General features: G+C 66.0%; 19 protein-coding genes. 6 read left to right on the forward strand and 13 right to left on the reverse strand.

Features of this window, described 5'->3' with window-relative positions:
* Nucleotides 1-11 precede the first annotated feature (11 nt).
* The 3 genes from AB3X94_RS09295 to AB3X94_RS09305 form a co-directional block, all read right to left on the reverse strand.
* Entirely contained in the window at nt 12-1277 is a 1266-nt protein-coding gene (locus AB3X94_RS09295; RefSeq protein ID WP_368611365.1) for a CaiB/BaiF CoA transferase family protein, read from the reverse strand.
* Nucleotides 1274-2290: a hydroxymethylglutaryl-CoA lyase gene (locus AB3X94_RS09300; RefSeq protein WP_368611366.1), complete on the reverse strand. Its 1017-nt coding sequence runs from the start codon at nt 2288-2290 to the stop codon at nt 1274-1276. The genes AB3X94_RS09295 and AB3X94_RS09300 overlap by 4 nt, the downstream gene beginning before the upstream one ends.
* 281 nt (nt 2291-2571) lie before the next feature.
* Nucleotides 2572-3465 carry a LysR family transcriptional regulator gene (locus AB3X94_RS09305; RefSeq protein WP_368611367.1) on the reverse strand — a complete coding sequence of 298 codons (894 nt, stop codon included), beginning with the start codon at nt 3463-3465 and terminating at the stop codon, nt 2572-2574.
* 214 nt (nt 3466-3679) lie between these two features.
* Here AB3X94_RS09305 and AB3X94_RS09310 point away from each other — a divergent pair, with 214 nt between their 5' ends.
* Both AB3X94_RS09310 and AB3X94_RS09315 read left to right on the forward strand, forming a co-directional pair.
* Nucleotides 3680-4321 carry a LysE family translocator gene (locus tag AB3X94_RS09310; protein WP_368611368.1) on the forward strand — a complete coding sequence of 214 codons (642 nt, stop codon included), beginning with the start codon at nt 3680-3682 and terminating at the stop codon, nt 4319-4321.
* 255 nt (nt 4322-4576) lie between these two features.
* On the forward strand, nt 4577-5365 hold the full coding sequence (locus AB3X94_RS09315; RefSeq protein ID WP_368611369.1) for a sulfite exporter TauE/SafE family protein: 789 nt from the start codon (nt 4577-4579) through the stop codon (nt 5363-5365).
* 45 nt (nt 5366-5410) lie between these two features.
* Here AB3X94_RS09315 and AB3X94_RS09320 read toward each other — a convergent pair whose 3' ends face one another.
* Nucleotides 5411-5659, reverse strand: a complete 249-nt coding sequence (locus tag AB3X94_RS09320; RefSeq protein ID WP_368611370.1) for a hypothetical protein — start codon at nt 5657-5659, stop codon at nt 5411-5413.
* A gap of 264 nt (nt 5660-5923) precedes the next feature.
* Nucleotides 5924-6262 carry a BON domain-containing protein gene (locus tag AB3X94_RS09325; protein WP_176122554.1) on the reverse strand — a complete coding sequence of 113 codons (339 nt, stop codon included), beginning with the start codon at nt 6260-6262 and terminating at the stop codon, nt 5924-5926.
* Nucleotides 6263-6817: 555 nt separating this feature from the next.
* Here AB3X94_RS09325 and AB3X94_RS09330 point away from each other — a divergent pair.
* The 3 genes from AB3X94_RS09330 to AB3X94_RS09340 all read left to right on the forward strand — a co-directional run bounded on the left by AB3X94_RS09330 (nt 6818) and on the right by AB3X94_RS09340 (nt 10221).
* Complete coding sequence (locus tag AB3X94_RS09330; RefSeq protein WP_368611371.1) at nt 6818-8221, forward strand: TAXI family TRAP transporter solute-binding subunit; 1404 nt, start codon at nt 6818-6820, stop codon at nt 8219-8221.
* 159 nt (nt 8222-8380) lie between these two features.
* Complete coding sequence (locus tag AB3X94_RS09335; RefSeq protein ID WP_368611372.1) at nt 8381-9037, forward strand: 2-hydroxychromene-2-carboxylate isomerase; 657 nt, start codon at nt 8381-8383, stop codon at nt 9035-9037.
* 200 nt (nt 9038-9237) lie between these two features.
* Complete coding sequence (locus AB3X94_RS09340; protein WP_184225960.1) at nt 9238-10221, forward strand: LysR substrate-binding domain-containing protein; 984 nt, start codon at nt 9238-9240, stop codon at nt 10219-10221.
* 61 nt (nt 10222-10282) lie between these two features.
* Here the strand turns inward: AB3X94_RS09340 and xdhC are convergent, their stop codons facing one another.
* Genes xdhC through xdhA form a run of 3 tightly spaced genes read right to left on the reverse strand, consistent with a single transcriptional unit; the run spans nt 10283 to nt 14845 of the window.
* Nucleotides 10283-10894, reverse strand: coding sequence for a xanthine dehydrogenase accessory protein XdhC (gene xdhC / locus AB3X94_RS09345; RefSeq protein ID WP_368611373.1), 612 nt, complete (start codon nt 10892-10894; stop codon nt 10283-10285).
* A 29-nt stretch (nt 10895-10923) separates the two neighbouring features.
* Nucleotides 10924-13293 carry a xanthine dehydrogenase molybdopterin binding subunit gene (gene xdhB / locus AB3X94_RS09350; RefSeq protein ID WP_368611374.1) on the reverse strand — a complete coding sequence of 790 codons (2370 nt, stop codon included), beginning with the start codon at nt 13291-13293 and terminating at the stop codon, nt 10924-10926.
* Nucleotides 13294-13327: 34 nt separating this feature from the next.
* Complete coding sequence (gene xdhA / locus AB3X94_RS09355; RefSeq protein ID WP_368611375.1) at nt 13328-14845, reverse strand: xanthine dehydrogenase small subunit; 1518 nt, start codon at nt 14843-14845, stop codon at nt 13328-13330.
* A 388-nt stretch (nt 14846-15233) separates the two neighbouring features.
* On the opposite strand from xdhA, the gene AB3X94_RS09360 reads away from it, so the two are divergent.
* Nucleotides 15234-16445: an MFS transporter gene (locus tag AB3X94_RS09360; RefSeq protein WP_368611376.1), complete on the forward strand. Its 1212-nt coding sequence runs from the start codon at nt 15234-15236 to the stop codon at nt 16443-16445.
* Nucleotides 16446-16464: 19 nt separating this feature from the next.
* Here the strand turns inward: AB3X94_RS09360 and AB3X94_RS09365 are convergent, their stop codons facing one another.
* From AB3X94_RS09365 to AB3X94_RS09385, 5 genes are all read right to left on the reverse strand, one after another.
* A complete protein-coding gene (locus AB3X94_RS09365) occupies nt 16465-17754 on the reverse strand; it encodes an oligosaccharide flippase family protein (protein WP_368611377.1) in 1290 nt (429 codons plus the stop codon).
* A 24-nt stretch (nt 17755-17778) separates the two neighbouring features.
* The gene (locus AB3X94_RS09370; protein ID WP_368611378.1) at nt 17779-19515 is read right to left on the reverse strand and encodes a hypothetical protein; all 1737 of its coding nucleotides are present in this window, start codon (nt 19513-19515) and stop codon (nt 17779-17781) included.
* Between the two features lie 57 nt (nt 19516-19572).
* Nucleotides 19573-20490: a glycosyltransferase family 2 protein gene (locus tag AB3X94_RS09375; RefSeq protein ID WP_368594634.1), complete on the reverse strand. Its 918-nt coding sequence runs from the start codon at nt 20488-20490 to the stop codon at nt 19573-19575.
* Nucleotides 20491-20646: 156 nt separating this feature from the next.
* Nucleotides 20647-21852, reverse strand: coding sequence for a hypothetical protein (locus AB3X94_RS09380; protein WP_368611379.1), 1206 nt, complete (start codon nt 21850-21852; stop codon nt 20647-20649).
* 4 nt (nt 21853-21856) lie between these two features.
* Nucleotides 21857-22957 (reverse strand): glycosyltransferase, encoded by a 1101-nt coding sequence (locus AB3X94_RS09385; protein ID WP_368611380.1) that lies wholly within the window; start codon nt 22955-22957, stop codon nt 21857-21859.
* Nucleotides 22958-23033: the final 76 nt, after the last annotated feature.

Genomic DNA, 23033 nt, shown 5'->3' on the forward strand with positions numbered 1-23033 from the left:
CGTGCAGCCGCTCACGCAGCCGCGCGGGGCTTCCGCGATTGCACGGCACCGCTCAGCTCCGCGATCCGCGCGTCGTTGAAGCCGAGTTCGCGCAGCACGTCGACGGTGTGCTCGCCGATCTTCGCGATCGGCTGGCGCGGCCCGAGACGCGCACCATCGAGCGAAATCGGCAGCAACGGCATCGCGGTTTCGCTGCCGTCGTCGAGCGTCAACGGCACGAGACCGCCGCTCGCGTTCAGGTGCGGGTCGTCGAACAGCTCTTCGGGCTTCGTGATCGACGCGAACGGAATGTGATTGCGCTCGAACAGCGGCACGAGCGTCGCGCCGTCGAAACGGCTCAGGCTTTCGCCGAGCGTCGGCAGCAGCCAGCCGCGCGCGAGCACGCGGTCGTTGTTGGTCGCGAGGCGCGCATCGGCGAGCAGATCGTCGCGCTCGAGAATCGCGCACAGCGCGCGCCACTGCGCGTCGCCGGTCGCGGCGATGAACATCTGCTCGCCGTGCGCGAGCGTGAACACGTCGTAGACGGCCCAGGCGCTGATGCGCTCGGGCATTGGCGCTGCGGCCACGCCGGTGGCCGCGAACTGCTGCATGTGCTGCGCACTCAACAGCACGCAGTTCTCGAACAGCGCGCTCTGCACCTCCTTGCCGCGGCCGCTCGCGTGCCGCTCGTGCAGCGCGGCCAGCACCCCGATCGCGCCGAACATGCCGCCCATGATGTCGTTGACCGAGCTGCCCGCGCGCAGCGGACGGCCCACCGGCCCGGTCATGTACGCGAGGCCCGCCATCATCTGCACGACTTCGTCGAGCGCCAGACGATGTTCGTACGGACCACTGAGAAAGCCCTTGTGCGACACGTAGATCAGCTTCGGATTGCGCTCGCGCAGCGTCGCGTAATCGAGGCCGAGACTCGCCATGCGGCCGGGTTTGAAGTTTTCGACGAAGACGTCGGCGCTATCGACCAGTTGCTTCAGCGCGGCGAGACCGGCTTCGCTGTCGAGATCGAGCGCGACGCTCTTCTTGTTGCGATTGAAGGTGCGGAAAAATCCCGCGCCGGTGCCGAGCAGCCGGCGTGTGCTGTCGCCACGCGGCGGCTCGACCTTGATCACTTCGGCGCCGAGGTCGCCGAGGATCATGCCGCAGGTCGGGCCCATCACCATATGCGACAACTCGATCACGCGGATGCCCGCGAGCGGCAGCGTGCCGGGCTGCGGCGAAGACGCCGAAGATGCCGAAGACGTCGAAGACGGAGCTGAGGTAGCGGAGGAAAGCGGAGTCATTGCGGCACCTGCGGAGCAAAAGAATGGGAATAACGCAAAGATTCGGAAGGCTCAGCGGATTCCCGCACGGCCGGTTGCGCGTGCGCGAACTGCTTCGGCAATCCCGCTCGCGCGAGATAGCCATACAGCGGCTCGCCCGGCAGCGCTTGCGCGAGCACTGCGCGCGAGGCGAGCAGCCGCGTGATGTCGATGCCGGTGTCGTAGCCCATGCTGTCGAGCATGAACACGAGGTCTTCGGTATTGACGTTGCCGGTCGCGCCCGGCGCATGCGGACAGCCGCCGAGACCGGCCAGCGACGCATCGAATTCGCGAATCCCGTGCTGCAGCGCGACCAGCGTGTTGGCAAGACCGAGGCCGCGCGTGTCGTGGAAGTGCAGCGAGCGAAGCCTGTCGCCCGCGACGTCGCGCACCAGCTCGATCACCTTGCCGACCTGGCGCGGCGTCGCCTCGCCGGTCGTGTCACCGAGCGCGATCACGTCGGCGCCGGCCTGCACCGCGGCGCGCGCGATCGCGGCGATATCCGCGTACGGCACCGCGCCTTGCAGCGTGCAGCCGAACACCGTCGACAAACCGGCGATCAACTCGACGCGGCGCCCACCCGCCGAAGACGCGCGATCGATCAGTTCACGCATCGCGGCGAACGCGTCGATCATCTCGGCGGGCGTCTTGCGCACGTTCGCGACGCTATGCGCGACGCTCACCGAAATCGGCGCCACGATGCGCTCTACGCCGGCATCGAGCGCGTGCTGCGCGCCCTTCAGGTTCGGCACGAGCGCCGTGACGCTCAGATCGTCATAGCTACGGGCGTGGGCGACTACTGCGGCGGCGTCGGCCATTTGCGGCAGCAGCTTCGCCGGCACGAATGACGCGACTTCCATATGACGCACGCCGGCCGCGTAGGCGGCGTCGATCCAGCGGCGCTTGTCGTCGGTGGACATGATGCGGGGAATGCTTTGCAGACCGTCGCGCAGACCGACTTCGGTCACGACGACGCGCTCGCGGGTGTCATTCATCGGTTTGAATCCTGATCGTGGACGCGGGCTTCGGACGCCCGTTGGATAGAAGTGATGCGCTAACCGGATCACAGCGTGCTCGCGCGCAGACGCGCGGCAAAGTCTGCATTGACGACGCCCGCCATCGCTGCTCGCGATGGCCGCTCAGGCTGATAGGGCGGGCTTTGGCGCTCGCCTGGGTGAAATGCTTAGGGGTTTGTCTGGAGAGGTGGCGAAGGGCGTCGCCGGGGGGGGGAGCTGCCAGGGACTGCCGGTGCGAGAGACCAGGTGCGTCTCCCGTCTTACCTGGCGTCCAACAGATGCTCGAGCAAGCGCGCGGCCGCCAGCGTCAACGCCTCGCGATCGCGCATGCAAATAACGAAGCGCCGCTCGGCCCACGCGTCGCGCAATGGCACGGCGACGATGCCGTACTCGTTGGCGGCATGGCGCGGCAATGCCTCGCGCGGCAGGATCGCGACCGCGAGACCCGCCTGGACGAAGCGGTAGGCGGCATCGAACGTCGAGACATAGGTACGGTAGTTCAACTCGCTGCCTTTCTCCAGCGCGATGCGCTGCATCAGCGCGTTGACCGACGCATTGGAGGCGAGGCCCAGATGATCGAATCCGAGCGTCTGTTCGAAGCCGACCTGCGTCTCGCCCGCGAGCGGATGCGCGCGCGGCACGATCAGCGCCAGATGATCGGCGCGATACGGCAGCGTGTCGAGACTGCCGAGCGGCACCGTGTCGCGACAGATGCCCAGATCGGCGACGCCCTCTTCGAGCCCGCGCACGATGTCCGCGCTGACGCGCTCCTCGACATCGACCCGAATCGCCGGATTCGCCTGCAAAAACGCGGACAACGCCTCGGGCAAGAACTCCACCATCGACGACACGTTCGCCAGCACCCGCGCATGGCCGCGCGCGCCGGCCGCGTATTCACTGAGCTCGGCCTGCAAGCGTTCGTGGCCGCGCATGATGAGCCGCGCGTGGCGCAACAGCGCTTCGCCCGCGGCGGTCGCGCGCACGCCGCGCTGGCTGCGCGACAGCAGTGCAACATCGACGAGCGCTTCGAGATCGGCGAGCCGCTTGCTGACCGCCGACGGTGCGATGAACTCGCGCTCGGCCGCGCGCGCGATCGTGCCTTCCTCGCACACGGCGATGAACAAGCGCAGCGTGACCTGATCGATTTGCCACATCGGCGAAGCGGATTTGGGAGTTGGGAGTTGGGAATTATGCCCTGACGACGGCGGGCGCTGACGAGCAGTCACCCAGCCACGCGTTTCGCCCTTGCCCGAGCTTGCCCGCGATTTGCGGTCTGGCTATGCTGGCGGGTGCGTCGGCTATCCGCGGACGACCGGGCCGCGCCTGCACCGCACACTCCAACCAGAACAACCGCTCGAGAACCTGCTCATGTCCACCACCAGTCTGTTTTTCACCGCCGCCGGCGTCGGCCTCGCGATCGCCGCGCCGGTCGGCCCGATGGGCATGCTGTGCATCCGCCGCACGCTGACGGGCGGCCCGCGCGCGGGACTCGCGATCGGCTTCGGCATCGCGAGCGGCGACGCGGCCTACGGGCTGATCGCCGCGCTCGGCCTCGTCGGCATTTCGCAGTTCATGCTCGCGTACGACCGCCCGCTGCATCTGTTCGCCGGCCTGTTCCTGCTGTATCTCGGCGTGCGCGCGCTGCTGCAGAAGCCGCCCGCTGAAAGCGCCGACGGCAATGGCAACGGCAAGCTCGCGCAGATCGGCCGCGCCGGCGCGTTGCGTGCGTACGCGAGCGCATTGCTGCTGACGCTGACCAATCCGCAGACCATCATCATGTTCGCGGCGCTGTTCACGACGCTCGCACCGCGCGGCGCGTTTTCGCCGGCTATCGCACTGACGACGGTCGGCGGCGTGTTCGCCGGCTCGATCGCGTGGTGGTGCTGTCTGGTGACGATGGTGTCGCTCGCGCGTCATGCGATCGGCAGCAGGCTGCGCCACGCGATCGATCGCGTGGTCGGCCTGATGCTCGCGGCGTTCGGCGTCGTCGAAATCCGCCGCGCGCTCTGAGCGGCGCCTCGCACGCGATGCGGCGCACCCGCGCCGTACCCGCCGAACGCAGCGCGCTGCCAGCCGCGACGAACTCCCCCTGAGTAAGTGCCGCACGCGGGCGCGGCAGTTTTGCGACAATAGCGCCTTTCGCCGCTCAGGCGCCGGCCGACGCGGCCGTGCAGCACACCGCACACCGCCGCCGCCAGCCGCTCCGGCGCGTCCGCCGGCCTTGCCGCCCAACCCTTCACCCGCGCTGCGTCAGCTGTCCGTTCAATGGCACTCCCCCACATCGATCTGCTGTACTCCGTCTCCGGCCTCTTCGTCGGCTTTCTGGTCGGGCTGACGGGCGTCGGCGGCGGCTCGCTGATGACGCCGATCCTCGTCCTGCTGTTCAAGGTGCACCCTGCCACCGCGGTCGGCACCGACCTGCTGTACGCGGCCGCCACCAAGGCGACCGGCACGCTGTTGCACAGCCTGAAGGGCTCGGTCGACTGGCAGATCACGCTGCGCCTCGCGGCCGGCAGCGTGCCCGCGGCCACCATCACGCTGATCCTGCTGCATCGCTACGGGATGGACACGCCGGGCGCGGGCCGGCTGATCCAGGTCGTGCTCGGCGCGGCACTGCTGGTTACCGCGATCGCGCTGGTGTTCCGTCCGCAGCTTGCGGCGCTCGGCGCGCGCAAGCTGCGCGCGCCGAGCCAGGGGCGCACGCTCGCGCTGACGATGCTGACCGGCGCGATCCTCGGTACGCTGGTGTCGCTGACGTCGGTGGGCGCGGGCGCGATCGGCGTGACGGTGTTGCTGCTGCTGTATCCGATGCTGCCGACGACACGCATCGTCGGCTCCGACATCGCGCACGCGGTGCCGCTGACCTTGCTTGCGGGCGCCGGACATTGGCTGCTCGGCTCGATCGACTGGTCGATGCTGCTGTCGCTGCTGGTGGGATCGCTGCCCGGCATCGCGATCGGCAGCTATCTGGCGTCGCGCGCGCCGGAAGTACTGCTGCGCAATCTGCTCGCGGCGACGCTGACGCTGGTCGGCGTGCGGCTGGTGTTGTCGTGAGCCGCCCGCTGAAGACGCGTCAAGCGCACACGCCGCGACCGCTGTCTATTTGAAAAACCGGCTGGTCAGATCCGCCTCGAACTGCCGGACCCATTGACCGTGGCCGTCGCGATACGACCGTGACCAGTCGACACGCCGCACGGTGACGACCCGCTCGTGCGCTGGCTCACCGGGTGCCGCGCTCGCGCTGATGTCGAAATGCGCGGGCGCGAAACCGTGTCTTGCGCACACCAGTTCGAATGCCGCGCGATCGGCGATCGGCAGATCGATGTAGCGAAACTGCGTGGTTTGCATGAGCTTGGCTCCCCGTTCCCTCCTCGTCAAAGTACGCCCCGCGATGCATCGGTACTGTGCCGCAGCGCACGAAGCCGGGACAGCCGCGCCTCGATCAGCACCTGTGCGTGCGGCAAGCCACATTGCTGCGGTCCCGCAGACCTCGCCCGTCTCGCGCCCAAAACCGGCGGCGAAAAAAAAGCTCCGGCGAAAATGCCGGAGCCTCCGAATCGATTGATAGACCTCGCGACGCGGGCCTTGCGGCGCCGCGCGCACGCGCACCGCTTACTGTTGCTTCGCCGTCAGCTTGTTGGTCACCGACGTCACGCCCTCGACGCCCTTGGCGGCCTCGCCGGCCTTATCGGCCTGGCCCTGGTCCGGCACCGTGCCGGTCAGCGTCACTGCACCGCCACGCGCGCGCACGGCGATGTGCGACACGTCGAGCCCCTGGGTCTTGGTCAGCGCGTGGCGCACCTTACGGCCAAGTTCGTGATTCGCTGCCTTGCCGGCCTTGACGGTGGCTGCCGCCGACGCCGTATCTGGAGCGTTCTGGGCGTAGACGCTGCACGCCGCCACCATTGCCACCACCGCACCCAGTGTTTTCAGAAAACCGACCGTTTTCATAGCTCTCTTCTCCTTGGTTTCACATTGGACCGCATCAACAAGCGGCTACGTTACGACTACGGGCGGCCGTCATCGCGCGAACGCGCGCGTGCGCGACGGCCATCAACGTCTGACACGATGTGCAAGAGGCGAGAGAGGCTGATTACCTGTAATCGGTAACCGGCAAACCGCGAAGTCCGCCGACGTGCCCGGTTCTTGTCCGTCTTGCCGGGATATCGCCGCAAACGTTGGATCGCGGTAGCGATGCACAATTTAATCTAGCCGGCACAGAAGCGCAAAGGGTTTAGCGCGCGGCGTGGCGCACCGACAGCGGCTGCGTCATGCTTGCCGGATAAAGACGGACACGCTCCGTGGTCGCGCAAAAATTGCCTGAGCGTCGTGCTGGCGGGCACCCGCGACGCTCACCATTTGTTACGCGTTTGTCGGCGCGACGGGCGGCTACGCGATTCGCGGCCGTGCCAATCTCAGGTACCATCGGCGCGACGCGTGCTGGCGCGCCGCCCAAGCCGCCTGCGCGCATTCGAGCCCGACCGACCGCCGTTTTCAGAAGATCCGATGAAGCCTGACACCGGCCGCAGCCGCCCTACCCGTCTCGTCGCCCGTTTTGTCGCGATCTCGTGGCGCGACCTGGCGGTCTCGTTCGGCCCGCTCGTGCTGCTCGTGATCGTCGGCATCTGGGCCGCCGTGCGGCTGATCCAGCCCGCCCCGCCCAATACGCTGACGATTAGCGCCGGCCCGGTCGGCAGCACGTTCTGGATCGCCGCGCAGAAGTACAAGGCGATCCTCGCGCGCAACCGCATCACGCTGAACGTGCTGGCCTCGCAGGGTTCGCAGGAAAATCTGAAGCGACTGTTGGACCCGAAGGCCAACGTCGATGTCGGCTTCGTGCAGAGCGGCATCGCGCCCGCCGCGGTCGACAAGGACAAAAGCCTGATGTCGCTCGGCAGCGTCGCTTACGTGCCGCTCGCGATCTTCTATCGCGGCGCGCCGGTCGACTGGCTGTCCGGCTTCAAGGGCGAGCGCCTCGCGATCGGCCCCGAGGGCAGCGGCACGCGCGAGCTCGCGCTCGCGCTGCTGAAGGCCAACGGCATCGTGCCGGGCGGCCCGACCCAACTGCTGCCGCTGACGGGCGACGCAGCCGCCGACGCGCTGATCGACGGCACGATCGACGCGACCTTCCTCGCCGGCGACTCGGCGCAGCCGGCCGTGATGGGCAAGCTCTACCGCACGCAGAACGTGCGCTTCTACGATTTTTCGCAGGCCGACGCGTACACGCGCCGCTTTCCGTACCTGACGCAGCTGAAGGTGCCGATGGGCGCGTTCGACCTCGGCAAGAACCTGCCGGCGAACTCGATCAGCATCGTCGCGCCGACCGCCGAGCTGATCGCGCGCGATTCGCTGCATCCGGCGCTGTCGGATCTGCTGATCGAAGCCGCGCGCGAGGTGCACGGCGGCGCGACGACGATGCAGCGCGCCGGCGAATTCCCCGCGCCGCTCGCGCACGACTTCCCGCTGTCCGACGATGCCGCGCGCTACTACAAGTCGGGCAAGAGCTTCCTGTACCGGACGCTGCCGTTCTGGATCGCGAGCCTCGCGGACCGCCTGCTGGTGATCGTCGTGCCGCTGATCGTGCTGCTGGTGCCGGCGCTGCGCGTGGTGCCGGGCTTGTACGCGTGGCGCGTCAAGTCGCGCATCTATCGCTGGTACGGCGCGCTGATCGCGATCGAGCGCAGCGCGCTCAGCGAACACTCGCCGGCCGAACGCGCGTCGCTGATCGAGCGGCTCGACACGATCGAAGACTCGGTCAACGGCATGAAGATGCCGCTCGCATACGCGGACCAGTTCTACGTGCTGCGCGAGCACATCGGCTTCGTGCGGCGGCGGCTCACGGCAAGCCGCGACACGCAGGGCGGGTTGGACGAAGCCGACGAGCAGGCGGCCGATCAAGTCAAAGGCTGAGCGCGCCGGCGACACCGCCTGAACCCGCACCCGCCGCCCGCCACCAAGGGATATCGACCGGTGCAAGCCGGGAGCGCACCGCGTAAGATCGCTACAATTTTGATGAGATAGCGGACGCACCCTCCGCTCCGTCCGACACAGGCAATCCGGGAGACCTTTATGACCGTTGGCATCGACGCCCAACAGCCGCTGTGGTTTTACGATTTCGTCTCGCCGTTCACCTACCTGTTGCTCGAGCAACACGACAAATGGCCCGGCATGGACTTCGCATTCACGCCGGTTGTGCTGAACGATCTGTATCGCCACTGGGGCCAGCGCTCCGCGTACAGCGTGCCCGCCAAGCGCATCTTCATGTACCGGCACGCGCTGTTTCGCGCGGAGCAGCTCGGCATTCCGTACAAGATGCCGCCCGCCCATCCGTTCGATTCGATGAAACCGCTGCTGCTCGCGACCGCCGCGAACGGCGACGTGCAATTCGTGCGCGAGATTTTCCGCTTCATCTGGCGCGACGGGCGCGACCCGTCGAGCGACGAAGCGTTCGCCGAACTGTGCGAGCGCGTCGGCAGGCCGGACGGCCCCGAGCTGATCCAGGACGAAGCGGTGAAGGGGCAACTGCAGCGCAATACCGCCGATGCGATCGACCTCGGCGTCTATGGCGTGCCGACGTTTCGTCTGAACGATCAGCTGTTCTGGGGCGAGGACGCGCTGCCGATGGTGCTGTACTGCGCACGCACGCCGAACTGGCTCGAATCGCGCGAAGTGAAGCGAATCAGTTCGCTGCCGTGGGGCCTCGCGGACAAGCCGGCACCGGTATAACACGGCGGCGGCAGCGGGCCGCGCCGTGGCTGCGGCTTCGGCCCCAGAAGCGCCGCCGGCGCACGCCGCGCTGATGCCGGCCATACCGCGCCCGCTATGCCGCCGACGCGCAAACGGGCCTAAGGTTATAAGCTTTCGCACCCCACGCGCTCGCCGCGCGGCGAGCCGATCGGCTGCGCCCGCGTCACCACGCTTCGACCATGGACGACACCGCCGCCTCACTCGATATCTGGCTCGTGCGCGTGCTGCGCACGCTGCTCGTCGAGCGCAGCGTCACGCAGACCGCGATGCGGCTGAACCAGACCCAGCCCGCGATCAGCACCGCACTGCGCAAGCTGCGCGAAACGCTCGGCGATCCGATTCTGGTGCGCGGCAAGTCGGGCATGGTGCCGACCGAATACGGCGAGTCACTGCTCGCGGCCGCGCAGCGCGTGCTGCGCGATGTCGATTTCGTCGCGACGCCGCACGGCGATTTCGACCCGGGCCGCTCACGCCGCACGTTTCGCGTTGCCGCGCCCGACTATCTGAACGACTTCTTCATGCCGACCGTGATCGCGCGATTTCGCGAAGCGGCGCCGCATGCGCGGCTGGAAATCGAATCGCTGGGGCCGCTGCTCGATCATTCGGCCGCGCTCGACGCCGGCGAACTCGATCTCGTGATCGGCAACTGGCCGAAGCCCGATCCGCGCTTCGAGCGCAGCGACCTGTTCGCCGATACCGTCGTGTGCATGATGCGCGCGGACCATCCGCTCGCGCGCGAGCCGCTCACGCGCGACGCCTATCTGGCCGCGCCGCATCTGGCGCCGACACCGTACAGCGGCACGCGCGGCGGCGCGATCGATACCGGCTTCGCGCGCGCGAAGGCGAGCCGGCGCATCGTCGCTACGCTGCCCTACTTCGGGCTGGTCGCGCAGACGCTTCTGCAATCCGATCTGATCTTCACGACCACGCGGCGCTTCGCGATGCACTACGCGAGCATGCTGCCGCTCGCGGTCGTCGATGTGCCGATCGCGTTTCCGCGCATCCGCTGCTATCAGTTGTGGCATCCGCAGCCGGATCGGCCAAGCGATATCGGCTGGCTGAGGACGTTGATGTCCGAGGTGTCGAGTGAGCTGGTCGCGCGCAAGACGCCGCGCGTGAAGACGCCGCAGCGGGGCCAGCAACAACCGTCCAGCGGCAAATAAAGAAAGGGACGGCGTGTGAGCCCGTCCCCCTCGAACACTCGCGCAAGCCGTTGCGCGTTGCCTATGCCACGATCGGCTCGGTTGCGTGAATCTGGCTCGCGGCCTGCCGCGTCCTCAATCGCAGCAGTTGCGCGCACACCGCAATCGCGATCGCGGCGGGTGCCTTGTCGACGATGCCTTCGACGCCGATCGGGCAAGTCATCTCCGCGAGCCGCTCCAGTTCCACGCCTCGTTCGAGCAGACGCCGCTCGAACTTCACGCGCTTCGTCTTCGAGCCGATCATCCCGAAGTAGCTGAAATCGCGGCGTCGCATGATGCGCGCGGCGAGCGAAAAATCGAGCGCATGGTTGTGCGTCATGACCAGAAACCACGCGCCGGGCGGCGCGGCGTCGACGATCGCATCGGGCGTGTCGGTCGCTTCGACCTGCACGTTGGGCGGCGTTTCGTCGGGGAACAGTTCGTCGCGTTCGTCGACCCACTGGACCACGCACGGCAGGCTGCCGAGCAATTGCACGAGCGCATGGCCGACATGCCCCGCGCCGAACAGCACGATGTGCATCGGCGCCGGCCGCGGTGCCAGTTCGGACGCGACGCTACGCCGGCCGATCCGCACCGGTGCGGCATCGTCGATGGTGCCGGTGCCGTTCAGATAATTGTTCAGGCGTGCTTCCATCTCGCGCTCCCGCTCGTCCGCCATTCGCATCAAGCCTGCCGCGCGGCCGCGGTCGCGGCGCGCACCGCTCCGACCGCCTTCAGAATTTCCTCGCTGGTCGCGGGCGCGTTGAGCGGCGGATTGACCTGGTGGCCGCCCACCGCCGACACCGCGTCGCGCACCGCGAAGAACACCGAGAACGGCAGCAGCAGCGGCGGTTCGCCGGTCGCCTTCGAACGATGGATGCTGTCCTCCACGTTGCGGTTCTTGAACAGCTTCACGTTGAAGACCGGCGGCACGTCGTTGACGGTCGGGATCTTGTACGTCGACGGCGCGTGCGTCATCAGCTTGCCGCCCGCGTTCCACCACAGCTCCTCGGTGGTGAGCCAGCCCATGCCCTGAATGAACGCGCCCTCCACCTGACCGACGTCGAGCGCCGGATTCAGCGAGGCGCCCACGTCGTGCAGCGCATCGGCGCGCAGCACGCGCATTTCGCCGGTCAGCGTGTCGATCACGACTTCCGATACCGCCGCGCCGTACGAGTAGTAATAGAACGGCCGGCCTTGCAGCTTCGACTGATCCCAGTAGAGCTTCGGTGTCGCGTAGAAACCGTCGGACCATAGCTGGATACGCGCGAGATAAGCCTTGGCGATCACTTCCTCGAACGGCACGGCGACCTCGCCGACCACCACGCGATCATGCGCGAAACGCACGTCGCGCGCGGTCACGCTGCCCGCGCCGTAGCGCTCGGCCGCGAAAGCGGCGAGCCGCTCGCGCAACTGGCGCGCGGCGTCCTGCGCGGCTTTGCCGTTCAGATCGGAGCCGGTCGAAGCAGCCGTCGCCGACGTATTGGCGACCTTGCTCGTATCGGTCGCGGTCACGCGAATGCGCTTGAAGCCGACGCCGAGTTCATGCGCGACGACCTGCGCGACCTTCGTGTTCAGCCCCTGGCCCATTTCGGTGCCGCCGTGATTCACGAGCACCGAGCCGTCGGTGTAGATATGGACGAGCGCGCCGGCCTGGTTGAAGTGCGTGACGTTGAACGCGATGCCGAACTTGACCGGCGTCAGCGCGAGGCCCTTCTTGAGGATCTCGTTGTTCGCGTTGAATGCGTCGATCTCCTTGCGGCGCGCGCGATAGTCGCTGGTCGCTTCCAGTTCGTCGATCAGCTCGTGAATCACGTTGTCTTCGACCACCTGGCCGTACGGCGTCTCGTTGCGCTCGGTCTTGCCGTACAGATTGCGGCGGCGCACGTCGAGCGCATCGATACCGCACGAGCGCGCGACGTTGTCGAGGATGTACTCGATCGCGAATGCGCCTTGCGGACCGCCGAAGCCGCGAAACGCCGTGTTCGACTGCGTGTTGGTCTTGCCGCAGAAGCCGTCGATCGATACATCCGACAGCCAGTACGCGTTGTCGAAGTGGCACAGCGCGCGCGTCATCACCGGGCCCGACAGGTCCGCGGAAAAGCCGCAGCGCGAGGTCATGTCGACCGCGACGCCTTCGATCACGCCGTCTTCGTCGTAACCGACTTCGTACGTGTAGTGGAAATCGTGGCGCTTGCCGGTCACCATCATGTCGTCGTCGCGATCGGGGCGCAGCTTGACCGGGCACAGCAGCTTCCATGCGGCGAGCGCGGCGCAGCAGGCGAACAGCGCCGACTGCGATTCCTTGCCGCCGAACCCGCCGCCCATGCGCCGGCATTCGATCAACACGTTATGCGATGCAACGCCCAACGTGTGCGCGACGAGGTGCTGCATTTCGCTCGGATGCTGGGTCGAGCAGTAGACGTGCATGCCGTCGTCATCCTTCGGCACCGCGTAAGAGATCTGCCCTTCCAGATAGAACTGCTCCTGGCCGCCGAGCAGCATCTCGCCGGCCTCGCGATGCGCGGCGCGCGCGATCTTCGTGCCGGCATCGCCGCGCGCGAGCTTCATCGGCGGCAGCACGAACTGGTTCGCGGCGCGCGCCTGCTGCGCGGTCAGTACCGCCGGCAGTTCCTCGTAGACCACTTCGGCGCGCCGCGCGCCGAGCCGCGCCGCTTCGTGCGAGCTGGCGACCACGATGAACATCGGCTGGCCGACGTATTGCACGACGCCGTCGGCGAGGATCGGATCGTCGCCATGAACGATCGGGCCGACGTCGTTGGCGCCGGGGATGTCGTCGGCGGTGAAGACCGCGACCACGCCGGGCGTCGCGCGCACCCGGTCGAATGCGATCGACACGATCTTCGCGTGCGCCTTCGACGACAGCCCCAGCGCCGCGTGCAGCGTGCCGGCCACTTCGGGGATGTCGTCGGTGTAGGTCGCGCGGCCGCTCACGTGCAGATGCGCGGACTCGTGCGGACGCGACACGTGCACCTGGGTGAACTCGTCGAGATCCTGAAGCTCTTTCAGGAACGGTTCGGCTTGCTGGTTCATTGTTGGGTTCTCCGTATCCGTGGACGCGCGGCGCTCAAACGCTCACGCCGGCCGGCGCGACCGCGCGCACGTCGAGCGCGCTCTTCGGAAGCGGCTCCCGCGCGCGCGTTTCGAGCCAGAAGCGGTACAGCGTGTTCTTCGCCGCTTCGAGGCGGTAGTCGCTGGTCGCGCGCATGTCGGTGAGCGGCGCATAGTCGTTGCCGAGCGCGAGCATTGCGGCTTGTGCGGTCGCCTCGTGCCAAGCGGCGTCGCGCAGCACGGCTTCGGCATTGAGCGCGCGCCTCGGCGTCGCGGCCATACCGCCGAACGCGATGCGCGGCTCGCGGATCACGTCACCGTCGGCGATGAACGAAAACGCCGCGCACACGGCCGAGATATCCGAATCGAAGCGCTTCGACAGCTTGTAGGTGCGAAAGCGCAGATTCTTGCGCGCGCCGCCGCGCGCGGGCACCTTCAGGCCGACGACGAACTCGTGCTCGGCCATGTCCTTCTTCTGATATGCGAGGTACAGATCTTCGAGCGGCATCTCGCGCTCGATGTCGCCGCCGCGTACGATCACGCGCGCGCCGAGCGCGATCAGCCCGGGCATCGAATCGCCGATCGGCGAGCCGTTCGCGATGTTGCCGCCGAGCGTGCCGGCGTTGCGAATCGGCAGCGACGCGAAGCGCTGCCACATTTCGGTCAGCTCCGGATACTGCTTCGCGATCTCGGCATACGCTCTTTCGACGCTGACGCCGGCGCCGATATCGATCCAGTCGTCATTGGTTTCGAGCTTTTGCAGCTCGGCGATCTGCCCGACGTAGACGAGGTTGCCGAGTTCGCGCATCTGCTTGGTGACCCACAGGCCGATATCGGTGCTGCCCGCGAGGATGCGCGCGGCCGGTTCCTGCTCCTTGATCTGCGCGAGCGCCGCGACCGTGCGCGGCGCGGCGAAGCGCTGGCCCGCGTGCTCGTACTGGAACGTGTCGTCGCGTTCGAGCGTCGCGAGCGTGTCGGCGAGCGCCTTCACGTCGAGCGGCGCTTGCGGCGCGGGTGCGTCGAACATGCGCTCGGCCGCATCGACGATCGGCCGGTAGCCGGTGCAGCGGCACAGGTTGCCGGTCAGCGCATTGCCGATCGCCTCTCGCGACGGCACCGTGCGGTTCGCGCAGCCATGCCCGTGGCCGTGCTTCTCGTAGAGCGCCCACATCGACATGATGAAGCCCGGCGTGCAGAAGCCGCACTGCGAGCCGTGGCAATCGACCATCGCCTGCTGCACCGGATGGAGCGACCCGTCCGGCTGGCGCAGGTCTTCGACCGTGAAGAGCGCGCGGCCGTCGAGCGTCGGCACGAACTGGATGCAGGCGTTGACCGCCTTGAAGTCGACGCCGCCCGCCGCGTTGCGCTCGCCGATCACGACGGTGCAGGCGCCGCAGTCGCCTTCGGCGCAGCCTTCCTTGGTGCCGGTGCAATGCGCGTCTTCGCGCAGATACTGCAGCACCGTACGGGTAACGGGCGCGTCCTGGATTTCGCGGATCGCGTTACGGTGATAGAAGCGAATCGGCTCGGTCATGTCTCGGTGCTCTCGTCTGTTCGGTGTTCGCGCGGACACGCCGCGTCGATGGTTTGAAAGCTATCACCGTCAATAAACGCAACCCATAGCCTGAATCACATGGGGGACATATTCGCCGCGCGATATAGAACTGGATTTGCGCGCGGCAACGCTTATGTTGCTCCGGAGAATCTTCCGTATTTTTATAGTTTTTGCGGATCAAATGACATACTCTAGCGCCGCAAGCCAGCCGTCTCGCCAGAAAATCACGCGGCCACGGCGCGAAAACGGACCTTTATCGAGTCTCGGCCCGCCATTAGTTCGTCCCATTTTTTAGGCAAGCCCTGCAAAGGAATCGGTTCCATGGGACAATCACGCCTCCTCGCCGATTTCAAGTCTCGTTTTCCCGATGTCCACCGACTCCGCGCCCGCCCGCAGCGAATATGCGACGACCCTGCAAATCATTCCAGTCGTCTTTTTCACCTTTCTTTGCTACCTCGCGATCGGAATTCCGCTCGCGGTGCTGCCCGGCTACGTGCACGGCGACCTCGGCTACAGCGCGGTGCTGGCCGGCGCGGCGATCAGCGTGCAGTACCTCGCGACGCTCGCGTCTCGGCCGCTCGCGGGCCGCTCCGCCGATACGCTCGGACCGAAGCGCACGGTATCGATCGGTCTGCTCGGCTGCGGCGCGAGTGGCGTGCTGCTGCTGCTCGCCGCGCTGGCCGGTTCCTGGCCGGTGCTGAGCCTCGCGCTGCTGGTGTGCAGCCGCCTCGTGCTCGGTTTCGGCGAGAGTCTGTGCGGCACCGGCGCGATCCTCTGGGGGATCGGCCGGGTCGGCACGTCGAACAACGCCCGGGTCATTTCCTGGAACGGCATCGCAACCTACGGCGCGCTCGCAATCGGCGCGCCGCTCGGCGTGATGATCTCGCGCTCGATCGGCTTCACCGCGCTCGGCATCCTGGTGATCGCGCTGGCAGGGCTCGGCTATTACCTCGCGCGTCTGATCGCGCCGGTGCCGGTCGTGCACGGCGAGCGGATGTCGTATCGCAGCGTGTTTACGCGCGTGCTGCCGCACGGCATGGGTCTCGCGCTCGGCTCGGCCGGCTTCGGCTCGATCGCGACCTTCATCACGCTGTTCTATGCGGCGAAGCACTGGCCGAACGCGGCGCTGTCGCTGACGCTGTTCGGCACGCTGTTCATCGGCGCGCGACTGCTGTTCGCGAACACGATCAAGACCTACGGCGGCTTTCGCGTCGCGATCGCATCGTTCTCGTTCGAATGCGCGGGTCTGTTGATGCTGTGGCTCGCGCCCGAGCCGCATATCGCGCTCGCAGGCGCCGCGCTGACCGGCTTCGGCTTCGCGCTGGTATTTCCGGCGCTCGGCGTCGAGGCGGTCGGGCTGGTGCCGCCGGCGAGCCGCGGCGCGGCACTGTCCGCGTACTCGGTGTTTCTCGATCTGTCGCTCGGCATCACCGGCCCGCTGGCGGGGTATATCGCCGGCGAGTTCGGTTATGGCTCCGTGTTCCTGTTTGCCGCGCTCGCGGCTGCCGCGGCGGTCGTGCTGTCGACGGTGCTGTATCTGCGCAACGCGAAAGTGACCAATCTGTCCACCGCGCAGTGAACACCGTCCGTCTCGGCGGCTAATCCCTCTCCGCGGCCATCTCCTGCTTGATCGCCGTCTGCGAGCGCACCGCGATCTGGCCGTGATTGATCCGGCTCGCCACGTTGTACACGCCGATCAGCATGAACAGCTCGGTCGCGGCCACCGAGCACGCGGTGCCGACGCCGCCCCAGAAGTAGATGCTGATCGGCGCCTGCACCAGATGGAACAGCGCGCCGTAGATATAGATCCGCTTCAGCAACGACTGATTGCCCGACGCGATCACCGTCAACATGACCTGGGTCGTCGTCATGCCGACGATTGCCGGCACGAACACAAGGACGCGCAAAATGCGGAACGTCTCGCCGAACGCCTCGCCGAGAAAACGTCCGACGAACCATTCACCGAGCACCGTAAAGCCGACCAGGATCAACACCGCCGACGCCGCGAACGCGAGCATGAAGCCGCGGTTGACCTTGTGGATATAGCCGAAGTCGTTGCGCTCGTACGCGACGCAGATCTTCGGAAAGAACGCCTGGATGGCCGGCGCCGTGCACGCGCGCAGCGCGTTGGTGAGTCGCTCGGCCGCCACGTAATAGCCGACCGCACCAGGGCCGCTGATCATGCGCAGCATGATCACGTTCGCGTACATGTACACGGACGTCAGCGCCGAGCCGAGAAAGATGTGATACGCCTCTTTCGCCTCGGCCATCACGTCGGCCCAACCGACCCGCACGGTCAGCAGAATCTCGCGCTTCCAGATCAGCGCGCCCATCAGGATCAAGCCGCACACGAAGGTCGGCGCATATTGCAGCGCGGCCGCGAGCATCACGTCGTCGCGAGTCTTCACGAACAGGAACAGCGGAATCAGCAGACCCACGCGTGTGGCGAGCAGCGTGCCCGCGAGCACCGGCAGGCGCTGCGTGCCTTCGTAGAAGCAGCCGGGCGTCAGCACGCCGCCCCAGATCACGAGCGAGCCGAGCAGCGTCGCACCGCGCTCCTGCGGCGACATGTGCGCGGCGAACGCCCAGACGACCAGCACCAGCGAGCACAGCAACGCGAGAATCGCGCGGCCGATCGTAGTCGACCAGTAGATGCGGTTCACGACTTCCGGGCTGTCGATGTGCACCGCCACCTTGCGCGCGCTCGACAGGCCGAAGCCGAAGTCGACGATAACGAGAAGAATCTGCGAAATCGATTGCGCGTAACCGATCACACCCAACCCGGCCGGCCCAAGTACGTGCGACAGATACGGCAACGTAACGAGCGGCAGCACGTAGTTCAGCGCATACACCGAATACAGCGCGATGATGACGTTTCTCGTCGACACAATCGTCCTGTTTGCAGTTAAATCTCAAGTCGAAAAAACAGAATACGACACGAAAGCAGGTTCACTTAGTGCGACATCGATCTGGTTGTAGCGATCGTCTTCACTATTTGCGTTCAATACCGCGCTCTTCACCGCATTGCCGATCAGATTGCTCACGACGGTCTTGTAGTTGGCGTCGCTTGCGTCGGTTGCGAACAGGATTTCGGCGAGTAGAGCATGGCCGCGTGTGGCCGCGCGCAGCACCACGCGGCCCGAGGTCGAGCGCAGTACGTTGATCGAGATGCGCGTCGTCTCCTGCGACACCGTCTGGTTGCCGCAATGCAGTGCCGCCGCGACGCCGCCGCGTTGGTAGCCGACGCCGAGATTCAGCGCATGCACGAGGCTCGCGTCCTTGCCGCCCGCGATCGCGCCGCCGCCCGGATACGCCTTCGCGTAACCGACGATCGAATCGCCGGCGCGATCGCCGAAATTGCCCTGAATCGTGATGCCGTCGAGCGGCGTGCTGCCCGGCGCGGTCGAACTGCCGTATACGAACTGCGGGCCGTCGCAGCCGGCGTTCTCGTCGTCCTGGCCGGGACGGTAGCGATTGCCGACGATCGTCGCGCCCTGCTGGTAGTCGATCTGGATGTGGCAGCTCTGACCGGGCGGCACATCGAGGTACGACGGATGGCCGCGCGTCGAGAACTTCCAGCGGCCGATCTTGCCGTCGCCGCCGCAACCGTTGCGCGAGAAGTAGTTGCCGTTCACCACCTTGCCCCAGTTGCCGCTCTTCATATAGACGCCGGCAAAGCCATTGCGATCGAACACCGCGCCGACGATCAGCGACTCCGCGCCGAGAATCACGCCGTGACGCGCATTCCATTCCCAGCGTCCGCCGATCACCTGCCAGAAGTTGTCGACGATATCCGCGCCGGCCGTATGGCAGAACATGCCGACGCAGTTGATCAGCGAGCCGTCGGTGTGCTCGGTCGCGTAGAAGCCGCGCTCGCACATGTACGCATAACAGCGCTCGAGCGTCGACGTGACGCCGAGCTCGTAGCCCGCGCGCGAAAAGCCGATCGCCGTGCAACGACTCGCTCCGGCCGACGTGCCGAAGTGAATGCCGATCGCCGTGTTGCCGGTGTGCGCCGGATAGTTGGCAAGGTAGTAGATGACCTTGTCGTAATGCGCGGGCCGCACCTGCACATGCTCGACGAACGCCGAGTCGCCGAGCTTCAGTGCCGCCGACGTCGGACCGCCCGCGTCCTGTCTCTCCAGCACGGTCGCCCCCATCGCGATGTCGGTGATCACCACGTATTCGCCGCCGCCGTCGCCGCGCAGTCTCGAACCGTTCGCGGTGGTCAAGTCGCCCGTGTAACGCCAGATGCCGCGCGGCAGATACAGCCCGCGCGCGCCGCTTGCGAACGCCTCCCGGAGTTCGGCGCCGACATCGTAGCCGGACGCGCCGCGCTGGATCGCCGCCAGCCTGCGCGGATCGACGAAGCGCGCGACGCTGACCTCGAGTCCCGCGACGATGTCGCTGAGCGTCTTCAAGTAGCTCGGCGCGACCGGTTCCGATGCGGCACGCTCGGGCACGGACGCGGCGACGCGCAGGATGCCGCCTGCGCCGTCGGCCGCGCCGTTACCCACGGTCGCGAACGCGTCGGGCGCGCGCGGCGCGTGCCCGGTCGCGCGCGCGATGCCCAGATCGGCTGCGCTTGCACTGGCCCCGGCCAGGCCGCCGAACAGGAACGTCTTGAGCGCCTGTCGCCGGGTTTTCATCTACCCCTCCCCCATTGCGTTACTCCTGCTTTTTTCACGTCGATACGGCGCGAGGCGTCACTCGACCGTGATGCTTTGCGCCTGCTCGGCGGCCGCCGCACGCGCGCTCACGGCGGCCATCGGGACCGGCAGCGCACGCGCCTTCGCGCCGCGCATCAGGCCCTGCACGCCTGGCGGCCTGAACAGCGGCACACGATACTTGCGGCTGAAGCGCCACAAGCTGTTCATATGCCGGCGTCCCGCCTTGCTGAGGAAGCCCGCTGCCGACGCGCGCTGATGCTCGTGCGTGAGCCGCGCGCCCGGCACGCACAGCACGCGGTAGCCCGCCTGCCAGATGCGCGCGCAAAAATCGACATCCTCCATATAGAGGAAGAAGTGCTCGTCCATGCCGCCGAGTTCGCCGAACAATGCGCGCCGCACGATAAAGCCCGTGCCCAGCACCCACTCGGCTTCGAACGGCGTGCCCGCGGCCCACGCTTCGCGCATCATGTGGATGTCGATGCGGCGCTTGAACACGCCGAGCCGCCCGAGCGGCGAGCGCCGGCCGAGTATGTCGAGCACCGAATAGAAGCGCCGCGCGGAAAACTGCCGCTCGCCATCCGGATAGACCAGATCGAGACCGACGAGGCCGACATCCTTCTCCGTCTCGAACAACTGCACCGCGTTCTCGAGCGATGTATCGACGAAATAGGTGTCCGGGTTCAGCACGAGCACGAGTTCGCGCAGACAACCGACCATGCCGAAATTGACGCCGGCTCCGAAGCCGCGATTGATCGACGTTTTGACGAGTCTCACTCCTGTCGGAAGCGTCTCCCTCAGATAGGAAAACGAATTGTCCGGTGAAGCGTTGTCCACTACGACGATGTCCTCCTTATCCGCAATCGAAAGTTCCAGCACGGAGCGCACGCAATTTCCGACCAGTTTCGGCGTGTTGTAATTGACGATCACCACACTGATCATTCCCTTCAGGTTCATCCCCACCTCCTGCTTTGCATCAGGTGTTCGTGGAATACCCCCAAACACGGCTTTCCAGTTCGTTCACCATGCTTCGCGCTCGTCGCGCGCACTATCGACTACCCACTGCTCGTCCGCGCGATGCGGACGATCTGGCATGCACTGCCTTGCGGTTCGCTACGCGCTGTTTCGACGCGGTCCGTCCACGTAATCGAACACCGGCAATGTCATCAGGATGAAGACAAACGGAATCACTTCGATCGATTGATAGAAGAACGTTTGAAATAAAGCGGCCCATACACACAGCGCAATCCGGCTTGCGCTGCTCACGAGTTTCGTCACCGATACCAGCACGCCGTAATAGAAGATCGCGCCCATCAGGCCGATATTCAGAATCTGCTGCAGCACGCTCGATTCGACCACGCCGAACTCCTGTTTCATCGGCTCGGGTGCCGAGTTCGTGACGAGCCCGAAGTAGGTGCCCGCGATCGCGTTGACCGGCAATACGAGCGACTTGGCCTTTTCCCATGCTTCGGTGCGGCCGTCGTTGCCGTCCGATTGCAGGTCGGTCGCGCCGATGATCCGTTCGGTGCCGACGTTGACGACACTATCGTTCTGACTGCTCACCGCGACGCCGAAGATCATGATCGCCATCGTCGCGAAGATAGTGGCAACGATCAGTTTCGCGTTTCTCGTGATGAACTGGATCGGTCCCTGCACGAACGCGAGCCCGAACGTGCCGAGAATGATCAGCATGCCGCTGCGCGACAGCGCCGAGAAGATCGCGAAGCTGAGCACCGCGCACGCGAGGCCCGACAGTACTTTCTTGCGCACCAGATAATCGACGCCACACAGCGACGCGGCAATCGCGACGAACAGCGGGTAATGCAGATAGCTGCCGGTCAGCGACGGCGCGCGCAGATTGTCGAAGCCATAAGTCGCGCCGGGCAGATCGATCGGGAACACGTTCTGCTGCTGCGCGAGCGCGACGCCCGCCTCGATCAGCGCGATCAGCACGAGCCCGACATAGGCGAAGCGGGGCCGCACGAAACGCCTTTGATAGTTCGAGATCGCGTAGAAATAGATGAACAGCGTGAAGACGAAGACGAGCAGATAGGCCGGCCCGAGCTGATCGGTGAGCGCGAGCGTCGCGACGATCGACAGCCCGATTGCGAACAGCATGCCCAAGAGCAAGCCGAGCGACAGGCGTCCTTCGTCGCGGAAGTAAGCGGCAATCGCCGTCGGCGAGATGTACCACACGAGCAGCCCGACGATGCCGCCGACCTGGATCAGATAGGCGGCGTCCTTGCCGATCAGATACTCGAGCACGCCGCGCGATGCGCACAGCACGACGGCCAGCAGATAGGCGATGGTGGCGATCATGGCGTCACGCCTGATACGCCACGGAGGCGTTGACGTTGACCGGTTCGCCGCGGTAGATGCGCTCGATCACGTGCTGGAACTCATCGATCTCGCAGACGTTGAGCAAGGTGCCGTCGTGCTCGACGCCTTCCGCGCCGAGCGGCGTGGACACGACCGGCAGCTTCGCGGCGAGCATCTCGAGCGTCTTCAGCTTGACGCCGGCGCCCGACAGCAGCGGCACCACGCCGATAGCGGCGGCCTCGAAGTACTTGCCCGGATTTTCGACGAAGCCGGTCACGCAGATATCGTCGCTATTCAGGCGCTTCACGCGCTCGCTCGGATCGGAGCCGACCACGAACAGCTTCAGTTGCAGACCGCGTCGGCGCAGCGGCAGAAAAATCGTGTCGATGAAATTGAGCAGCGCCTCTTCGTTTTCGCGGCGCTGCATCGCCCCCCAGAACAGGATGTTGCCTTTCTCGACCGTGTCTTTCGAGCGCCGCACTTCCTTCAGAAACGCCGGCAGTGAGATCGGCACGACCTGCACCGTGCCGACCCCGGGGTACAGGCCGTTGATCAGCTGCGCGTCCTTGCTCGACAGCACGAGCACCTTGTCGGCCAGCTTCAGCAGACGCTGCTCGAGCATGAAGGTCTGCCGTGTAAACAGCCATCCTTCGATGGACTTGATGCGCAGCAGGATCTGGATCTGCACGTCATGCGCGCACATCACGATCTTCACGCCATCGTGGAAACGCTCGCGCAGATTCTGTGCATACGTGAAGCATTGCGAGAATTCGAGCCGCACCGTGTCGTAACGGTGCCTGTCGACGAGCTCGCAGAGGAACTTGCCGATCGCGGGTTTATAGCGCGAGAACAGGCGCGGTGAAAACGTCAGTGGATTCGCGAGGAACGACGGAATCAGGTCGAACCGGCTCACGTACTGGATGTAGACGTTGCGCACGTTCGCGCGGAACTCGATGTCTTTATCGTCGACCGGCACGCGCGACACGATCAGCACGTCGAGTTCCGATTCCGCGCTCAGTTTGATCAGGTAGTCGTAGGCCAACCGGTGGCCAGCTTGCGGCGCGTTTTTCTGAGGCAGAAAAGGCGTGACAAATAGCTGTTTCATCCGAGTAGTCCCTTGCCTGTACGGTGTGCGCTCGGCAAGCGCGGCCGTAAGATCCCTTCGCATTGCTATGTTGGTT

Source organism: Paraburkholderia sp. BR10923, from assembly GCF_040948765.1.
GTDB lineage: Bacteria > Pseudomonadota > Gammaproteobacteria > Burkholderiales > Burkholderiaceae > Paraburkholderia > Paraburkholderia youngii.

What these genes read in the sequence shown, in the direction of transcription:
- xdhB (WP_368611374.1), bottom strand. Translation starts at nt 13,293, where the DNA reads ATGAACCAGCAAGCCGAACCGTTCCTGAAAGAGCTTCAGGATCTCGAC.
- AB3X94_RS09335 (WP_368611372.1), top strand. Translation starts at nt 8,381, where the DNA reads ATGACCGTTGGCATCGACGCCCAACAGCCGCTGTGGTTTTACGATTTC.
- AB3X94_RS09370 (WP_368611378.1), bottom strand. Translation starts at nt 19,515, where the DNA reads ATGAAAACCCGGCGACAGGCGCTCAAGACGTTCCTGTTCGGCGGCCTG.
- AB3X94_RS09325 (WP_176122554.1), bottom strand. Translation starts at nt 6,262, where the DNA reads ATGAAAACGGTCGGTTTTCTGAAAACACTGGGTGCGGTGGTGGCAATG.
- AB3X94_RS09385 (WP_368611380.1), bottom strand. Translation starts at nt 22,957, where the DNA reads ATGAAACAGCTATTTGTCACGCCTTTTCTGCCTCAGAAAAACGCGCCG.
- AB3X94_RS09310 (WP_368611368.1), top strand. Translation starts at nt 3,680, where the DNA reads ATGTCCACCACCAGTCTGTTTTTCACCGCCGCCGGCGTCGGCCTCGCG.
- AB3X94_RS09340 (WP_184225960.1), top strand. Translation starts at nt 9,238, where the DNA reads ATGGACGACACCGCCGCCTCACTCGATATCTGGCTCGTGCGCGTGCTG.
- AB3X94_RS09295 (WP_368611365.1), bottom strand. Translation starts at nt 1,277, where the DNA reads ATGACTCCGCTTTCCTCCGCTACCTCAGCTCCGTCTTCGACGTCTTCG.
- AB3X94_RS09315 (WP_368611369.1), top strand. Translation starts at nt 4,577, where the DNA reads ATGGCACTCCCCCACATCGATCTGCTGTACTCCGTCTCCGGCCTCTTC.
- xdhC (WP_368611373.1), bottom strand. Translation starts at nt 10,894, where the DNA reads ATGGAAGCACGCCTGAACAATTATCTGAACGGCACCGGCACCATCGAC.
- AB3X94_RS09375 (WP_368594634.1), bottom strand. Translation starts at nt 20,490, where the DNA reads ATGAACCTGAAGGGAATGATCAGTGTGGTGATCGTCAATTACAACACG.
- AB3X94_RS09305 (WP_368611367.1), bottom strand. Translation starts at nt 3,465, where the DNA reads ATGTGGCAAATCGATCAGGTCACGCTGCGCTTGTTCATCGCCGTGTGC.
- AB3X94_RS09380 (WP_368611379.1), bottom strand. Translation starts at nt 21,852, where the DNA reads ATGATCGCCACCATCGCCTATCTGCTGGCCGTCGTGCTGTGCGCATCG.
- AB3X94_RS09300 (WP_368611366.1), bottom strand. Translation starts at nt 2,290, where the DNA reads ATGAATGACACCCGCGAGCGCGTCGTCGTGACCGAAGTCGGTCTGCGC.
- AB3X94_RS09360 (WP_368611376.1), top strand. Translation starts at nt 15,234, where the DNA reads ATGTCCACCGACTCCGCGCCCGCCCGCAGCGAATATGCGACGACCCTG.
- xdhA (WP_368611375.1), bottom strand. Translation starts at nt 14,845, where the DNA reads ATGACCGAGCCGATTCGCTTCTATCACCGTAACGCGATCCGCGAAATC.
- AB3X94_RS09330 (WP_368611371.1), top strand. Translation starts at nt 6,818, where the DNA reads ATGAAGCCTGACACCGGCCGCAGCCGCCCTACCCGTCTCGTCGCCCGT.
- AB3X94_RS09320 (WP_368611370.1), bottom strand. Translation starts at nt 5,659, where the DNA reads ATGCAAACCACGCAGTTTCGCTACATCGATCTGCCGATCGCCGATCGC.